A 16,448-nucleotide genomic window follows, 5' to 3' on the forward strand; every position below is an offset into this window, starting at 1 on the left:
TATTGTTATTATTAAAGTGCGCACGAAACACAGCCTTTGATTTCAGTACCTGCTAATGCAGATTGTCGGATACGAATGTAATACAAGGTTTTAATACCTTTACGCCATGCATATATTTGCGCTTTGTTAATATCACGGGTTGTTGCTTCATCAGAAAAGAATAATGTGAGCGATAAACCTTGGTCGATATGTTGAGAAGCCTCAGCATAGGTATCAATAATTTTCTCAGCCCCAATTTCATAGGCGTCTTGATAATACTGACGGTTTTCATTGGTCATAAAGGGAGCTGGGTAATAAACTCGCCCAATTTTACCTTCTTTTCTAATTTCTATTGGTGCGGCAATAGGATGAATACTCGATGTAGAGTGGTTGATATAGGAAATAGATCCTGTTGGTGGTATCGCCTGTAAATTTTGGTTATAGATCCCATGCGTCATAATAGATTGCTTGAGAGCCTGCCAATCTTCCTGTGTCGGAATATGAACATTAGATTGATTAAATAGCTGGTGGACTTTTTGTGTTTTAGGCAACCATTGTTGTGATACATATTTATTAAAATATTCACCCGTTGCGTATTTCGAATTTTCAAAGCCTTTAAACTGCTGTTTTTTTTCAATGGCTAATTGATTTGAAGCTAACAACGCATAGTAAGTGACGGTATAAAAATAGATATTAGTGAAATCTAATGCTTCTTCAGAGCCGTAATAAATCCCTTCACGCGCTAAGTAGCCATGTAAATTCATTTGTCCTAAACCAATGGCATGAGAAGCGAGATTACCTTTTTCAATAGAAGGAACGGACTCAATTTTCGTCATTTCAGAGACATTGCTTAATGCTCTAATTGCCGTGCTGACGGTATGTGCAAAATTAGGTGAATCCATTGCCATAGCAATATTCATAGAACCTAAGTTACAACTGATGTCATGACCAATATGGCGATAGCTTAAGTCTGGGTGATACTCACTGGCGCTGTTTACTTGTAAAATTTCAGAGCAAAGATTGCTCATATTAATTCTACCAGCGATAGGATTGGCACGATTTACCGCATCTTCAAACATGATATAAGGATAGCCAGACTCAAATTGAATTTCGGCAAGTGTTTGGAAAAACTCCCTCGCTTTAATTTTCTTCTTACGAATTTGCGCGTTATTCACCATCTCACTGTATTTTTCACTCACACTGATTTCCGACATAGGTACGCCATAAACACGCTCTACATCATAAGGTGAGAAGAGATACATATCTTCATTGCGTTTCGCTAATTCAAACGTGATATCAGGGATAACAACGCCTAAAGAGAGCGTTTTTATTCGCACTTTTTCATCTGCATTTTCTCTTTTTGTATCAAGAAAATGGTAAATATCTGGATGATGAGCATGAAGATAAACAGCGCCAGCTCCTTGTCTTGCACCTAACTGATTAGCATAAGAAAAAGCATCTTCAAGCATTTTCATAACAGGAACAACGCCAGAAGATTGATTTTCTATACGTTTAATCGGTGCACCTGCTTCACGTAAATTAGTGAGCAAAAATGCAACACCACCGCCACGTTTAGAAAGCTGTAACGCGGAATTTACCGATCGACCGATAGATTCCATATTATCTTCTATACGCAATAAAAAGCAGGAAACCAATTCACCGCGTTGTTGTTTTCCGCAATTTAAAAAAGTCGGTGTAGCGGGTTGAAAACGACCACTAATAATTTCATCTACAAGATGAATAGCAAGATCAGTATCGCCTTGTGCAAGCGTGAGAGCCACCATACAAACGCGATCTTCATAGCGTTCAAGATAGCGCTCTCCATCAAAGGTTTTTAAGGTATAACTGGTGTAGTACTTAAAAGCACCAAGGAAAGATTGAAAGCGAAATTTTTTACTATAAGCATGTTTGAATAGCTGTTTGATAAAGGCAAATTCATACTGTTCTAACACTTGCGCTTCGTAATAGTGTTGTTGTACTAAGAACTCGAGTTTTTCTTTTAGATCATGAAAAAATACTGTGTTTTGATTTACATGTTGACGAAAAAAATGGTGTGTTGCTAATTTATCTTTATCAAACTGAATATTACCTTGCTCATCATAGAGATTTAGCATGGCATTCAATGCATGGTAATCCAGTTGTTCTGTTGATTGTGTCATGTTAATTATCTCGTGACGCATTGGTCAGTAAGACTTGACCAAAATGTACTTAAACCTGTTTTTACGCGATTCACATCTTCTGGCGTACCTAATAATTCAAATCGATACAAAAAAGGGATTTGGCATTTTTGTGCAATAATATCGCCAGCTAATCCGTAAGCTGCACCAAAGTTAGTATTTCCAGAAGCAATGACTCCACGTATTAATTGGCGGTTTTCAGGAATATTTAAAAACTGAATAACTGCTTTAGGAACTGCACCTTTAGTACCACCACCACCATAAGTTGGGCAAAGCAACACAAAGGGTTGTGTTGCAAGCAATGTTTCATCTTCAATAATTCTGGTCGCATTTAAATTGAGCTTTTGTACAAAGCGATGGCAGTTTTCAGAGCGACTTGAAAAATAGATCAAAGGTGCAGTTTGCATGAGATGCTCCTTTAGAGCGTGATCTGTCTGATTTTATCAGGGCAGAAACCTGACCAATGCTGTTCACCATGAACCACAACAGGTACTTGGCGATATCCCATAGAAACGATACGGGCGAGAGCTTGTGTATCTTTGGTGAGATCGACTGCAACAAACGGAATGTTTTTCTGTTTTAAAGCGCGTTCTGTGGCACTGCATTGAACGCAATTCGGTTTGGTATAGAGGATAACAGACATAAAAATAACCCTTATAAAAATATGGATGCGTCTGTTTTCACATCCATAATGAGAAGTACTTAAATACTATATATAGAGTTGTTTATTTTCAACCACACAATATATGGTGATTTTCATTTTTGATAATGATTATCATTAAAATTAAACAGTTAGTAAACTAATTTTATTTTTAGATCGCTCGATTGATCAATTTTTATTAGATATACGAGTAATTAGATGATTGCTTTATCAATCAAGCATGATTTAATCTGATTGCTAAAGACAAATCAGCAGAGAAAACATTATGTACCAAGACTATCTCGATGCACCTAAAGGCTTCCCAAAACCTTATATCTCTATCACTGCAAATGAAAAAGGGATCACGAGTCTCTATTTTGTGAATGACAAAGAGGCTGCCGTAAATTCGAGCCCCGTTATTAACCAATGTATAAAACAATTAAAAGAGTATTTTGCAGGTAAACGCACGACATTTTCGGTGCCATTAGCGCCAGAAGGAACGGAATTTCAAAGCCGTGTTTGGAAAACATTACAAACCATCCCTTATGGTGAAATTTGGAGTTATAAAAAATTGGCGCTTACATTAGGTTCGGTCAATTATTGCAGAGCGGTAGGAATGGCAAATTCACGCAATCCAATTTCTTTAATTATTCCTTGTCATCGAGTTATTGGTCATAACGGTAAGTTAGTCGGCTATACCGGTGGATTAGATATTAAGCGTTGGCTGCTTCAATATGAAAAGGTAGAAGTCGATGAATAGTTCAGATTGTAAGTATTAAGTATTGTTTCTTAAGTGAACTATGTGTTAAGGCATGGGATTTGTCTGAATATTAATCATTTGGCAGAAAAAAAATGTGAGTTTCGTGATCTAGACTGTGGACAGGGAATCATCATTTTTGTTTTACTATAGCTAACGCAAAACGCTTGCGTTTATTTTCTATTTTAAAGGTAAACTTGATGTCTAAATTAAAAGGTAACGTTAAGTGGTTTAACGAAACTAAAGGTTTTGGTTTTATCACTCCAGAAGATGGCAGCAAAGATGTATTTGTACACTTTTCCGCTATTACATCAGAAGGCTTTAAAACCCTTGCTGAAGGTCAAAAAGTAGAGTTTGAAGTTACTGACGGCGCGAAAGGGCCATCTGCTGCAAACGTTGTCGCTATCTAATTAACGACTTCTTTGAGACAAGTAAAAACCCGTTGAATAACGGGTTTTTATGTATCTAGAGCAAAGCCCGTTGAATAACGGGTTTTTATATATCTAGAGCAAAGCCCGTTATTTAACGGGTTTTTATATATCTAGAGCAAAGCCTATTTTTTAACGGACTTTTATATTCTGAGCATTACATCTCGCGTAGTAACCAAAATGCAAATGCGGTCATTAAAAATGAACCCGCCAAGTTAGCGCCCATCGTACTTAATGCCCATCCTATCTTCCCCTCAGTTAAGAGTGCGACAACTTCGACTGAAAAGGTTGAAAACGTTGTCAAACCGCCACAAAAGCCCGTAGTTAGCATAATTTTCCAAATAGGATCAATATGTGGTGCTTTGCTAAACCAAGCAATACCAAAGGCAATAATAAAAGCACCAATACAGTTAGCAATAAAGGTGCCTGTGGCAAAATGAGGAAAAATAGAATTTAGGCGGTAGCTAATTAGCCAGCGTAATACGCTACCTAAACCACCACCTATAAATACAGCAATTGCAATATTAAGCATGAGAGATTAATTGTTATTTAACCTCAATCCCCTGAGCTTGAAGATCAGCATGATAAGACGAGCGAACAAACGGCCCACAAGCTGCATGGGTAAAGCCCATCGCAAGTGCTTGCTCTTTCATATATTCAAACTCGTCAGGACTGACGTAGCGTTGAACAGGAAGATGGTGACGACTTGGCTGTAAATATTGCCCTAATGTCAGCATCGTTACCCCATGTTTACGCAGATCACGCATAACGTCAATAATTTCTTCGTTGGTTTCCCCAAGACCGACCATCAAACCTGATTTTGTTGGAATATCAGGGTGAGCTTGCTTAAAACGCTCTAACAATGTCAGCGACCATTGATAGTTAGCACCTGGGCGTACTTGACGATAAACGCGAGGAACATTCTCTAAGTTATGGTTAAAGACATCTGGTGGAGTATCAGTGAGGATCTCAAGCGCTTTATCCATACGGCCACGGAAATCAGGAACTAATGTTTCAATACGGATCGTTGGATTTTTTGCACGAATTGCAGCAATACAATCAGCAAAATGTTGAGCACCACCATCACGTAGATCATCACGGTCTACGGACGTAATTACGACGTAGCGTAATCCCATATCTTTAATAGTTTGAGCAAGTTTTTCTGGCTCTTGAGGATCGGGAGCATTAGGACGGCCATGAGCGACATCGCAGAATGGGCAACGGCGTGTACAAATTGCACCCAAGATCATAAAGGTTGCCGTTCCGTGGTTAAAACACTCAGCAAGGTTAGGGCAAGAGGCTTCTTCACAGACGGAATGAAGGCCATTTTTACGCATTGCTGCTTTGATACCCTGAATTTTACTTGAGTCAGCGGGTAGCTTTATTTTCATCCAATCAGGTTTGCGTAGCAGTTGTTCACGTTCTGTAGCGACTGTTTTAACAGGAATAAGTGCCATTTTATCGGCGTCGCGATATTTAACTCCGCGTTCCATCTGAATAGGTTTACTCATAATTGTGCCAGTTCCAGTTATCTAGAGTGATTAACACGATGTGACTGAGGTAATCAGGGTTTTAAAAAAATATGACAAATGTTAAAAAAATTATAGCATTTTTATTGCTGTGGTTGAAATCCTAGTTGTGTACAAAAATGCTTAACTAATAACGGTGCTACCTGTGTCGTTGTCGTATTCGGTGCAAAATCAATTAACTGCGTCATTTTTAGATCAGAATAACCGCAAGGATTTATTCGTGCAAAAGGGGATAAATCCATATCGATATTGAGCGCAAGTCCGTGAAAGGAGCAACCTTTACGAATGCGTAATCCTAAAGAGCAAATTTTATCACCCTTTACATAAACGCCGGGCGCATCAGCGCGAGCATAAGCTTCCACATTAAACTCTGCTAGCGTATCTATAACGGTGTTTTCAAGAGCGGTAACTAATTGACGAACACCTACATGATTGCGTTTTAAATCAATTAAAACATACATCACTTGCTGACCGGGGCCATGATAAGTTACTTGACCACCACGATCGGATTGAATAACCGGGATAGTTCCCGTATTTAATAAGTGTTCAGCTTTACCTGCTTGGCCTTGGGTAAAAACCTGTTCATGTTGAACGAGCCATATTTCATCAGGTGTGTGACTTTCCCGTTTTTCCGTAAACTGATGCATAGAATCAGAAACCGGTAAATAGGGTTTCACACCTAATTGGCGAATAATGATTGTCTTGTCTTGCACCGTGAAAATCTTCATTTGTAGCGTAATTGTGAAGAGCAGTATAACGCTCCAGTAAATGAACTACCAGATTGAGATGTTTTTTTTCCGAGGTAGGGTGAAAAATGAGGAAATGCAGAATAAGAAAAAGCGCCTTGATGAAAGGCGCTTTTAAAAAGTCATTAGCTAAAAGAAGAGATTACAGAACCATACGTACTAGTTCAAGTTCACCTAATTCTTTATACAACGTTTCTACTTGATCAATATGAGTTGCGTTGATGGTAATAGAAACAGAGTGGTAATTACCTTTGCTACTCGGTTTAACCGATGGTGTGTAATCACCAGGCGCATGGCGTTGAATAACTTCAACAACTTGATCCACTAATTCTGGTTTTGCATGACCCATCACTTTATAAGTGAAAGAACATGGAAACTCTAACAGTTCATTTAATTTTGTTTTCATCATAATGTAATTCCTTAAGACAACAGGTGCTGTTGTTTTAATAATTTATTTCTACACCTAATCTTAGCAAATAAAAAGCGCATTCCTTACATAATAAGGAATGCGATACTGGTAATTAGGGTAAATATGGGAATGGTAAATGTGTTTCTGCCAATATCTGTATAAAAGTTATATGTGGTCACATTTACCTTTTTCAAGTCTTAGCCAAACCAGTGTGAGAATAATAATTTGATATAGTCAATAATACGGCTAAAGAAACCACCTTCTTTTACTTCATTCATCACAACTAGCGGACGCTGTTCGATAACTTGACCATCAAGTTGAAAATTAATTGTTCCTACAACTTGGTTTTTAGTCACAGGTGCATGTAATTCTACATTATCAAGAACATAGCTTGCTTTTAAATCTTTTAAACGACCACGAGGAATAGTTAAATAAACATCTTTATCTACCCCTAATTGTACTTTATCTGTCTCGCCATACCAGATAGGCTCAGCAGCAAATTCTTTACCCACTTGTAATGGTTTTACGGTTTCAAAGAAACGAAAACCCCAAGTAAGTAGCTTTTTACTTTCGGCATCACGACCTTTAGATGAGTGACCACCCATAACAGCAGAAATTAAACGCATATCGCCTTCAGTTGCAGACGCAACAAGGTTATAACCTGCTGATGCAGTATGGCCTGTTTTAATACCATCAACATTTAAACTGGTATCCCACAACAAACCATTTCGGTTTGTTTGGCGGATATTGTTGTAGGTGTACTCTTTTTCTTTATAGATGGCGTATTCATCAGGCACATCGCGAATTAATGCAGCACCAATTAGTGCCATATCGCGAGCCGAGCTATATTGTCCCGGAGCATCAAGACCATGAACGGTTTGGAACTGTGTGTTTTTTAAACCAAGACGTTTAACGTAGTCGTTCATCATGGTCACAAATGTATCTTGGCTTCCTGCAACATAAGAGGCCATTGCGACACAAGCATCATTCCCTGATTGTAAGTTAATACCACGGGTTAACTGCGCAACAGTAACTTGATCACCCGGTTTTAAGAACATTAAAGATGAGCCGCGAAAAACAGGATTACCCGTCGCCCACGCTTCTTCACCAATCGGTACGATATCGCTATTAGAGATTTTACCAGCACGAATGGATTGACCGATAACATAGCTGGTCATCATTTTGGTTAAACTTGCAGGATCACGACGAACGTCGGCATTCATTTCAGCCAGTACTTTCCCAGAATTATAATCAATAAGAATATAAGATTCGGCTTCGATACTAGGAACAGCCGGTATCATTGTTTTTAGGGAATCTTCCGCAATACTTTGATGGCTTACTGTGAGTAAAGCAAAAGTGGCGCTTAATAGGCTTGTTCTTAGTAATTTTGCTGGGAGTATTTGTTTCATTCTGTTTGTTTAATCCGAAAATTCAGGGAAAAATAGGGACTGATAAATAAAATATCAGCAAATCCAGACGATTCTACGCTTGAATTTGCTGATATAAAAAGGATTTTACGTAAATTATCCTTTATTGGGTAATAATAAATCCAGTGATATCTTTAACTTGTTTTAGCTTGTTTTTTATCGTTTCGGCTTGATCTTTAGATGAATAAGGGCCGAGTTGTACTTTATATAATCCATCTGTTTTGTTGATCACACCTTGAGTGTTAAATAACGACGATAAATCATTGAGCCAAAATTGTGCATTATTTTCGTTACTGAGAGCACCAACTTGGACATAAAAGCCTTGTGCTATGGAATTTGAGGATAATACGGGTTTGGGGGCTTCTGCCTTCGCCGGAGCCGGCGTTGGAACTGGTGCCGGAATTGGAGTAGGTGCTTTTACTTGCACAGGAGCCGATGGTTCAACAGGCATATTGTTGTTGATAGGTGTTGATGTCGTTAATGGCGCAGGTGTTGCTGGCTGAGCATTAAAATTAGGACGCTCAGGTAATGCGGTCGTTTTCTTCTCTATTTGCGCACCATGTGTACCGATACCGCTCATATGGCCACTTTGGTCAACAACAATTCCTTCAATAAGCAAGGGTGTTGTCGGCATTAAACGTAAGCTATCAGAAACCGCTGGAGTGACTTGGATCTGTTTTCCATTGACGTAAGGGCCACGGTCGTTAATACGTACAACCATTGTGCGCCCATTGAGTAAGTTTGTGATTTTTGCATAGCTTGGGATCGGTAATGTAGGATGAGCAACAGCAAACTCATAAGGATTAACGCGTTCACCAATGGTAGTTAAACGACTCATCGCTAAACTATCATAGACAATCGCTTCTCCTCGCTCACTAAAGTTTGCAGGATCAGTCACAATACGGTAAACCACCCCATTTTTTCGATAATCTTGATTTGCCGTAGGATGATAAGGCTCGTAACGTGGCTCTGCACCGAGAACACGTTGAGCTGGCACATTGGGTAATGGTGCTGGCGGTTTATTGGTATTCGTTTTATCAACAACACACCCCGACAGTAGCAATGCACTGATACCAATCAAAACCCATTGCAGACGCATAAAAACCTCATTATAAACTTTTCGATAGTAGTTTTCGGTGTGTATGAATCGACATCACGATACCAAACCCTGCCATTAATACAATCAGGGCCGAGCCTCCATAACTCATCAGCGGTAACGGAACACCGACAACAGGAAGAATGCCACTCACCATTCCTATGTTGACAAAGACATAGACAAAGAAAATTAGCATTAATCCGCCAATCATTACTCTACCAAATGTATTTTGTGCTTTCGTTGCAAGGTAAAGGCCCCGCGCGATTAAGAGTATATAAAGAGTCAGTAGTATCAAAACACCAATTAATCCGAGTTCTTCCGCCAATACAGCAAAAATAAAGTCTGTATGGCGCTCTGGTAAGAATTCTAATTGAGATTGAGTGCCTTGTAACCATCCTTTTCCATGTAATCCACCAGAACCAATGGCAATTTTAGATTGGATGATATGATATCCTGCCCCAAGCGGGTCTGATTCAGGGTCGAGAAGCATCATTACCCGTGCTTGCTGGTAATCATGCATGAGGAAAAACCAGAGTATGGGGATAAAGGCGGCAACAAGAATAATAGCCACAGTGATAAGTCGCCAGCTCATTCCTGCAAGGAAAAGGACGAATAATCCAGAAGCAGCAACAAGAATAGATGTTCCTAAATCTGGCTGTGCGGCGACTAATAAAGTTGGCACAAAAATAAGTACCAGAGCAATGGCCGTATTACGTAATGTAGGAGGGCACACATCGCGATTCATAAATCGAGCGACCATTAAAGGTACGGCTATTTTAGCAATTTCTGAAGGCTGAAAACGCACAATACCTAAATCTAACCAACGTTGTGCACCTTTACTGATTTGCCCAAAGACATCAACAAGAATAAGTAAAATAACACAGAAGAAATAGAGATGAGGAGCCCAGCTTTCATAGACTCTTGGTGGGATTTGCGCCATGACTATCATGACCATGAAACCCATAGCAATCTGCCCTAACTTACGTTGCATCATTTCTGGATCTTGCCCGCTGGCACTCCACATAATAAATGCGCTGTATCCTAATAACGCAATAATACAAAGTAAGAATAATGGATCGATATGTATCCGTGTCCAGAAGGATTTTTTCTTATTATTTTCAGTCATGAGTATTATTCCTCTGAACCACGCGGTGCTGGTGGAGACGCTGGCAATACAGTGTTGTTATCACCAAGGAGAATGTGGTCAAGGATTTGTCTTGTAATATCACCGACAGAAGGGCCTGCACCACCATTTTCTAAGATAATAGAGATAGCTACAGTTGGATTATCATAAGGTGCAAAGGCAATCATCAACTTATGGTCACGAAGATGTTCTGCCAATTGGCTCGCATTGTAGGTTTCGTAACTAAACACCTGTGCCGTTCCCGATTTTGCTGCTGCTTTATAAGGTGCATCAGCAAAACTTCGGCGACCTGTACCATTTGGGAAGTTAGCCACACCATACATACCGTATTTTGCGAGTTCCCAATAACCTGAGTGGATATCGCCAATTTGGCGAGTTTCAGTATCAACATAAGGCAGCATTTCATTGCCTAGTTTTGTACCGTAAAGTAGGTGAGGAGTTTTAACTTGACCGTCATTAATCAATGTCATTAAAGCTTTCGCCATTTGAATTGGCGTTGCTGTCCAATAACCTTGTCCAATCCCTACTGGGATCGTGTCACCTTGATACCAAGGTTTTTTATAACGTTGCTGTTTCCACTCACGTGTTGGCATGATGCCATTTCGCTCTTCAGAGAGATCAATACCTGTATATTCGCCATAGCCAAAGCGACCCATCCAAGTTGATATACGATCAATTCCCATATCATAAGCAACTTGGTAGAAGAAGGTATCCGCTGATTCTACGATAGATTTTGTGACATTAAGTTTTCCATGTCCCCAACGCTTCCAGTCTCGATAACGTTTTTCTGAGCCAGGAAGTTGCCACCAGCCGGGATCATGAATGGTTGTATTGGCTGTGATCACACCTTCGCTTAATGCCGCAACAGACATAAAGGGTTTCACGGTTGATGCTGGTGGGTAAAGACCTTGAGTTGTTCGGTTGATCAGCGGTCTATCAGGGTTGTTTAGTAATCCTTGATATTCTGTGTTTGATATTCCACCAACAAATAAGTTTGGATCGTAGCTAGGGTTTGACACCAGAGCTAAAATTTCACCATTGCGAGGATCGGTTACTACAACCGCGGCTCGGCTTGTAGTGAGCAATGTTTCAATATAGGTTTGCAGTTCAAGGTCGATGGTAAGATAAATATCTTTACCTGCTTGTGGCGGCTGTTCGTGTAATTGGCGAATAACTCGACCTCGGCTATTAACTTCAACCTCTTCATAGCCTGTTGTGCCGTGCAAAGTAGACTCATAATAACGTTCGATGCCTAACTTACCGATATCATGAGTTGCAGCATAGTTAGGTGATAAACCTTCTTTATCTAGACGTTCAACATCTTTATCATTAATTTTTGCGACGTAACCAATCACATGCGTTAATGCTGAGCCATAAGGATAATAACGACGTTGATAGCCTTTGATTTCTAAGCCGGGATAGCGATATTGGTTGATAGCGAAACGTGCGACTTGTACTTGGCTTAATGTTGTTTTTAAGGCGATAGAGCTAAATCGACGTGAGCGCTTGCGCTCTTTTTCAAATGCAGCAATATCTTCGTCAGTTAAGTCAACAACATCCCTTAAACTTTCCAGCGTTTCTTGTAAGTTTGCTACTTTTTCAGGCACAACTTCTAATTGGTAGATAGTACGATTAAGCGCAAGAGGGATGCCTTTGCGATCGTAAATAATACCTCTGCTGGGAGCAATCGGTACTAATTTAATTCGGTTATCATTTGAACGTGTCTGATAATCATCATGGCGAGCGATCTGTAAGTGATTGAGGTTAAAAACCAAAACACCACTCAATATAATAATTACTGAAAATGCGACAATCACACGACGGATAAATAGCTTTGATTCCGCAGTATAATCTCGAAACGGGGTACGTTTTTTTCTTTTCATCCCATTTGACTTCACTTACTGACCCGCCAATTTATTGATTATTCACGATGATAAGGATGGTTTGTGGTAATGCTCCATGCTCGATAAAGGCTTTCTGCAACCACGACACGAACAAGGGGATGTGGCATTGTTAAAGGAGATAAAGACCAGCTCTGTTCAGCCGCAGCTTTACAAGCGGGTGCTAATCCTTCCGGGCCACCAATGAGTAAGCTGACATTTCTACCATCGAGCTTCCATCGATCAAGCTGTTCTGCAAGTTTTGGCGTATCCCAGCGAGCGCCAGGAATATCGAGAGTGACGATACGATTTCCTTTACCTACTGCAGCTAACATCTGTTCACCTTCTTTTTCGAGAATACGTTTAATATCCGCATTCTTTCCTCGCTTGCCTGCGGGGATCTCGATAAGTTCTAAAGGCATGTCTTTGGGGAATCGATTAAGATAATCCATAAAGCCGGTCTGTATCCAGTCCGGCATTTTTGTACCAACGGCAATGAGCTGTAATTTCAAACTCAGCTCCAGAGTTTTTCAAGTTCGTACATACGGCGACTATCTTCTTGCATAACGTGTACCATGGCTTCGCCAAGATCAACGACAATCCAGTCAGAAACGCCTTGTCCTTCAACACCTAAAGGTTGTAATCCCGCTTCGCGGCAATCATCAACGAGATTATCTGCAACTGACATGAGGTGTCTGCTTGATGTACCCGTACAAATGATCATGTAATCAGTTACACTTGATTTTCCACGGACATCTAATGCAATAATGTCTTGAGCTTTAGAATCTTCAAGTTTATCAATAATAAATTGCTGTAATTCAGAACCTTGCAAAAGGATCACCTTTAATCTAATGGGTTGATTCAGTCGAAAAAATAATAAGCGCTATTTTAAAGGAATTTATACCAATAAATCTATTTTACTGGATGATTAATTCTAGTTAGCAATAACAAGAACATAAACCTCATTTTCTTGTTTTTCGACGTTTGATTTAGAAAAATTCATATATGCCCATTAACTGCGTCATAATAAATAACAAAAAGAAGGCAGATAAGAACTTTTCCGTTTAGACGACAGTTTTACCTTACAGTTCCCTTAAGGGAGCAGTGGGTGAGAATAACAGCTAAACCTCGTCTGTCAATGCTCATGAAACACCTAATTAGCGTGTTTTCACTTTGTTAAGTTTAGATTATACAGACTAATACTCATACTTTTTAGTTAGAGAGAAAAAGAATGGAAAGAAAAGAAAATTATCTCGGGTTATCTTCAGAAATTGTGAGTAACACTAATCACCAATTGCAAGAGAAGTTAGCATTGCTTTGCGATACTGTTCAGGCGGAAAAGATAGGTATTATGCAGATAGAGGCTCAAAATAGGGATAACCTGTTGCCGCTTTATGGTTATGTTGGAAAAAGAGGAGACAGCCTTTCCTCACCTTCGAATTTTACTTTACCTCAATTAAATATTGATCAATTTTTACAGCCTATTGCTCTTGACCATTTTCTTACCCAATTTTTCACACTGTTTGATTACCAACAACAGGTTAATCAGTCATTAACTAAAGGGGCTTTAGTTAAATTTCATAGTCGATACAAATATTTAATTATGGCTTATTCACAAGCAGCTTATCGAGAGTTGGGGCATGATATTGCTAATTTTTCTGATACCATTCCCCTTGAAGATGTTGCATCGAAATATCAGGAAAAGCTAATGAAAGCATTTAGTGTTGCAGCAAATAGAGAAGGGCAAACTAATGCGTTAATGCATATGGCTGGGTATTTTAAGCGAAATCTAAGTTCACAACAAAAACAAGAAATGACTCAGACAATTTTACAATATCGTCAAGGTATCGTGCCTTTATCTAAACCTTGTGATTTACTCAAATATTGGTTAGCTGTTTATCCTGATGAATATTTGAGCCATCAACGCTATTTTTCGCCTTATCCGCTCGCTTTTAATTATTTAAGAGAGCAACTTTAGTCTTAATTATTTATAGAGTTGTTGCTGGCGAATATAGTCTTCAACAGAACTTGGTAGTAAATCGTGACAATCTAATCCTGCTTTATGGCGAGCTCGAATATCAGTCGCTGAAATATTATAAAGTGGTGTGTCAGCGAGGAATATTTTACCTGCAGGTAAACAATGAATATCTTCTTGCTGATGAGTTTGATGTTTGGTCAGCCATGCTTGCATTTGTGTTGATTCGAAATGCGTTTGATAACCGGGGCGGGCACAAACTAGTAAATGGCATACGTTCAATAGTTGATCCCACTGATGCCATGTATTAATTGATAGCAATGAGTCTTGACCAATTATAAAAGCCAAGGGTTGTTTATTGCCGATTTCTTTTCTGAAGTCTCTTAATGTCTCAATAGTATAAGAAGGTGTTGGCTTCTCAAGTTCACGAGTATCGACTTTAAATGAAGAATATGGCTCAAGAGCCAGACGTACCATCTCAAGACGTTGTTGAGAAGACGCCTCTGGTTGAGGGCGATGAGGAGGAATATTGTTAGGTAACCAAATCACTTCTTTTAAACCAATTAATCCGGAAAGGGCTTCAACAGGACGTAAATGCCCATAATGAATAGGATCAAATGTACCACCATATAAAGCAATGGCTTGGTTAATTAAAGATGTTGAGTGATTGGTTTTAGGCATGACTTACAAATCCTTCTGGCAATGCTTTTCCACAAAGTAATAAGCCCAGAGCACTAAGAGAGGGCCAAACTGTCTGTCCATAATCTTGCTTAATCGTAATTTCAATTGTTGCGAGTAATCGTATGGCTGTCAGCAATTGATGTTCAGATAAACGTTGTAGTGCTGCTGTGAATATTGGGCGTCGGTTTTGCCAAACTCGATGCTTATCGAAAATTGTTTTTAACGAAGCCGTTTTAGATTCTCGATGCAGCGTAATCAACTGCATTAACTCACGTTGTAAAGTTCTGAGTAAAATAACAGGTTCAGAGTCTTCTCTTTTGAGTTGTTGCAAGATATGCCATGCACGTTGTGTTTTCCCTGCAAGTAATGCATCAACCCAGTGATAAGGGGTAAAATGTGACGCATCATTGACCGCCGCTTCTACTCTTGGGAGCGTTAGCTTACCGTCAGGGTACAACAGAGAAAGACGCTCAATGGCTTGTGCCAGTGCCAATAAATTCCCTTCATAACAGTAGCAGAGTAATTGATTACCTTGTTCATCCAGCGCTAACCCTTTTTGTTTTGCTCGCCGCGCAACCCAATTAGGTAATTTATCAAGTTCAGGTGTTAGACAAGAAATATAGGTTCCGTGTTGGCTTAATGTTTTAAACCATTCACTGTTTTCTTGTGCTTTTGTGAGTTTATTGCCACGTAAAATCAACAATAAGTCTTGATGTAATTCTTGCGATAGGCGAGTAAGTTTCTCTGACATCGCTGCATTGGGGCCATTTTCAGGTAAATGCAGTAAAAGAGATTGTCTTTGAGAAAAAAGGCTTAGCGATTGACAAAGCGAGTAAATTTCATTCCAGTCCGTATTATTATCAAGGGTAAATTGATAATGCTCGACAAATCCTTGGGATTTAGCAGCGGATTGAATAGCATCTTGAGACTCTTGGAGTAACAGAGGTTCGTTACCCCAGAGTAGGTAACTTTGGCGCAGCCCCTCTTGGAGCTGCGCATTCAGTTGTTCTGGATATAAGCGGATCATTTGGCGGGTGAGATTATCTGTTTTGCCTGCTCAGCTTGTGCGGCTTTTTGGCGTTCAGCATTGTGAACAACCAATAATTTACGCACTAATATTGCTGTCGCTTGTTCACGCATCTCTTGCTTGATAATGTCATTTTCAGCATCTTTCGCTAATGCTTCTAATGGGTTATCGAAGAATGGGCGTGAAACCTGTGATGAAATTGGGTAAATCGTACCATCAGGCATAATCACTTGTGCATCAAGCACAAATGTTAACTGACGTTCTGCTGATTTACCGTCTTGATACACAGAAACGGTCTCTTTACTTTCAGATGAGCCGACAATTTTAAGAATAGGGATATTTGCTGTTGGATTTTCAACAAGCTGAACACCACTCAATCTAAGTTGCTGACGCATTACACGAGATAATGGGCCATAAGGGTCACCAGAGCTAAGATAAAGCGTTTTTAATTCTGCTGGAACCTGAGTTTTACCTTGAAGGTGAAAACCACAGCCAGCGGTGATTAACACCGCTAAACCGAAAAATAGCGAAAGTAGATATCGCACTAGGCCTC

At 39.6% G+C, this 16,448-nt stretch carries 19 protein-coding genes; 3 read left to right on the forward strand and 16 right to left on the reverse strand.

Annotated features, from left to right (window positions below):
• Positions 1-11: 11 nt before the first annotated feature.
• Genes nrdE through D7029_RS05110 form a run of 3 tightly spaced genes read right to left on the reverse strand, consistent with a single transcriptional unit; the run spans position 12 to position 2,799 of the window.
• Complete coding sequence (gene nrdE, locus D7029_RS05100) at positions 12-2,138, reverse strand: class 1b ribonucleoside-diphosphate reductase subunit alpha (protein WP_194952028.1); 2,127 nt, start codon at positions 2,136-2,138, stop codon at positions 12-14.
• 5 nt (positions 2,139-2,143) lie between these two features.
• Complete coding sequence (gene nrdI / locus D7029_RS05105; protein WP_088493461.1) at positions 2,144-2,563, reverse strand: class Ib ribonucleoside-diphosphate reductase assembly flavoprotein NrdI; 420 nt, start codon at positions 2,561-2,563, stop codon at positions 2,144-2,146.
• Between the two features lie 11 nt (positions 2,564-2,574).
• Positions 2,575-2,799: a glutaredoxin family protein gene (locus tag D7029_RS05110; RefSeq protein WP_075671554.1), complete on the reverse strand. Its 225-nt coding sequence runs from the start codon at positions 2,797-2,799 to the stop codon at positions 2,575-2,577.
• Positions 2,800-3,082: 283 nt separating this feature from the next.
• Here D7029_RS05110 and D7029_RS05115 point away from each other — a divergent pair, with 283 nt between their 5' ends.
• Positions 3,083-3,556 carry a methylated-DNA--[protein]-cysteine S-methyltransferase gene (locus tag D7029_RS05115; RefSeq protein ID WP_194952029.1) on the forward strand — a complete coding sequence of 158 codons (474 nt, stop codon included), beginning with the start codon at positions 3,083-3,085 and terminating at the stop codon, positions 3,554-3,556.
• A gap of 197 nt (positions 3,557-3,753) precedes the next feature.
• Positions 3,754-3,963: a transcription antiterminator/RNA stability regulator CspE gene (gene cspE, locus D7029_RS05120; protein WP_023581133.1), complete on the forward strand. Its 210-nt coding sequence runs from the start codon at positions 3,754-3,756 to the stop codon at positions 3,961-3,963.
• Positions 3,964-4,138: 175 nt separating this feature from the next.
• On the opposite strand, the gene crcB is transcribed toward cspE, so the two are convergent.
• From crcB to rsfS, 10 genes are all read right to left on the reverse strand, one after another.
• A complete protein-coding gene (crcB, locus tag D7029_RS05125; RefSeq protein ID WP_023581134.1) occupies positions 4,139-4,513 on the reverse strand; it encodes a fluoride efflux transporter CrcB in 375 nt (124 codons plus the stop codon).
• A 13-nt stretch (positions 4,514-4,526) separates the two neighbouring features.
• A complete protein-coding gene (gene lipA, locus D7029_RS05130) occupies positions 4,527-5,492 on the reverse strand; it encodes a lipoyl synthase (RefSeq protein WP_075671558.1) in 966 nt (321 codons plus the stop codon).
• A 101-nt stretch (positions 5,493-5,593) separates the two neighbouring features.
• Positions 5,594-6,238: a lipoyl(octanoyl) transferase LipB gene (gene lipB, locus D7029_RS05135; protein ID WP_088493458.1), complete on the reverse strand. Its 645-nt coding sequence runs from the start codon at positions 6,236-6,238 to the stop codon at positions 5,594-5,596.
• 160 nt (positions 6,239-6,398) lie between these two features.
• Positions 6,399-6,662 (reverse strand): DUF493 family protein YbeD, encoded by a 264-nt coding sequence (gene ybeD / locus D7029_RS05140; protein WP_036912266.1) that lies wholly within the window; start codon positions 6,660-6,662, stop codon positions 6,399-6,401.
• 200 nt (positions 6,663-6,862) lie between these two features.
• Positions 6,863-8,074 carry a D-alanyl-D-alanine carboxypeptidase DacA gene (gene dacA / locus D7029_RS05145; protein ID WP_194952030.1) on the reverse strand — a complete coding sequence of 404 codons (1,212 nt, stop codon included), beginning with the start codon at positions 8,072-8,074 and terminating at the stop codon, positions 6,863-6,865.
• A 121-nt stretch (positions 8,075-8,195) separates the two neighbouring features.
• Positions 8,196-9,191, reverse strand: a complete 996-nt coding sequence (gene rlpA / locus D7029_RS05150) for an endolytic peptidoglycan transglycosylase RlpA (RefSeq protein WP_194952031.1) — start codon at positions 9,189-9,191, stop codon at positions 8,196-8,198.
• Positions 9,192-9,201: 10 nt separating this feature from the next.
• Complete coding sequence (mrdB, locus tag D7029_RS05155) at positions 9,202-10,314, reverse strand: peptidoglycan glycosyltransferase MrdB (protein ID WP_194952032.1); 1,113 nt, start codon at positions 10,312-10,314, stop codon at positions 9,202-9,204.
• 5 nt (positions 10,315-10,319) lie between these two features.
• Complete coding sequence (gene mrdA / locus D7029_RS05160; RefSeq protein WP_088493454.1) at positions 10,320-12,215, reverse strand: peptidoglycan DD-transpeptidase MrdA; 1,896 nt, start codon at positions 12,213-12,215, stop codon at positions 10,320-10,322.
• Positions 12,216-12,253: 38 nt separating this feature from the next.
• Positions 12,254-12,724: a 23S rRNA (pseudouridine(1915)-N(3))-methyltransferase RlmH gene (rlmH, locus tag D7029_RS05165; protein ID WP_004246050.1), complete on the reverse strand. Its 471-nt coding sequence runs from the start codon at positions 12,722-12,724 to the stop codon at positions 12,254-12,256.
• A 2-nt stretch (positions 12,725-12,726) separates the two neighbouring features.
• Positions 12,727-13,053, reverse strand: coding sequence for a ribosome silencing factor (gene rsfS, locus D7029_RS05170; RefSeq protein ID WP_006537732.1), 327 nt, complete (start codon positions 13,051-13,053; stop codon positions 12,727-12,729).
• Positions 13,054-13,443: 390 nt separating this feature from the next.
• Here rsfS and D7029_RS05175 point away from each other — a divergent pair, with 390 nt between their 5' ends.
• The gene (locus tag D7029_RS05175) at positions 13,444-14,190 is read left to right on the forward strand and encodes a YbgA family protein (RefSeq protein ID WP_194952033.1); all 747 of its coding nucleotides are present in this window, start codon (positions 13,444-13,446) and stop codon (positions 14,188-14,190) included.
• 6 nt (positions 14,191-14,196) lie between these two features.
• Here the strand turns inward: D7029_RS05175 and nadD are convergent, their stop codons facing one another.
• From nadD to lptE, 3 genes are read right to left on the reverse strand one after another with little or no spacing between them, the layout of a single operon-like run.
• Entirely contained in the window at positions 14,197-14,868 is a 672-nt protein-coding gene (gene nadD / locus D7029_RS05180) for a nicotinate-nucleotide adenylyltransferase (RefSeq protein WP_194952034.1), read from the reverse strand.
• Complete coding sequence (holA, locus tag D7029_RS05185; protein ID WP_194952035.1) at positions 14,861-15,895, reverse strand: DNA polymerase III subunit delta; 1,035 nt, start codon at positions 15,893-15,895, stop codon at positions 14,861-14,863. Before holA ends, nadD begins: the two co-directional genes overlap by 8 nt.
• On the reverse strand, positions 15,892-16,440 hold the full coding sequence (gene lptE / locus D7029_RS05190) for an LPS assembly lipoprotein LptE (protein ID WP_088493449.1): 549 nt from the start codon (positions 16,438-16,440) through the stop codon (positions 15,892-15,894). Before lptE ends, holA begins: the two co-directional genes overlap by 4 nt.
• Positions 16,441-16,448: the final 8 nt, after the last annotated feature.

This window comes from Proteus vulgaris (assembly GCF_016647575.1).
Classification (GTDB): domain Bacteria; phylum Pseudomonadota; class Gammaproteobacteria; order Enterobacterales; family Enterobacteriaceae; genus Proteus; species Proteus mirabilis_B.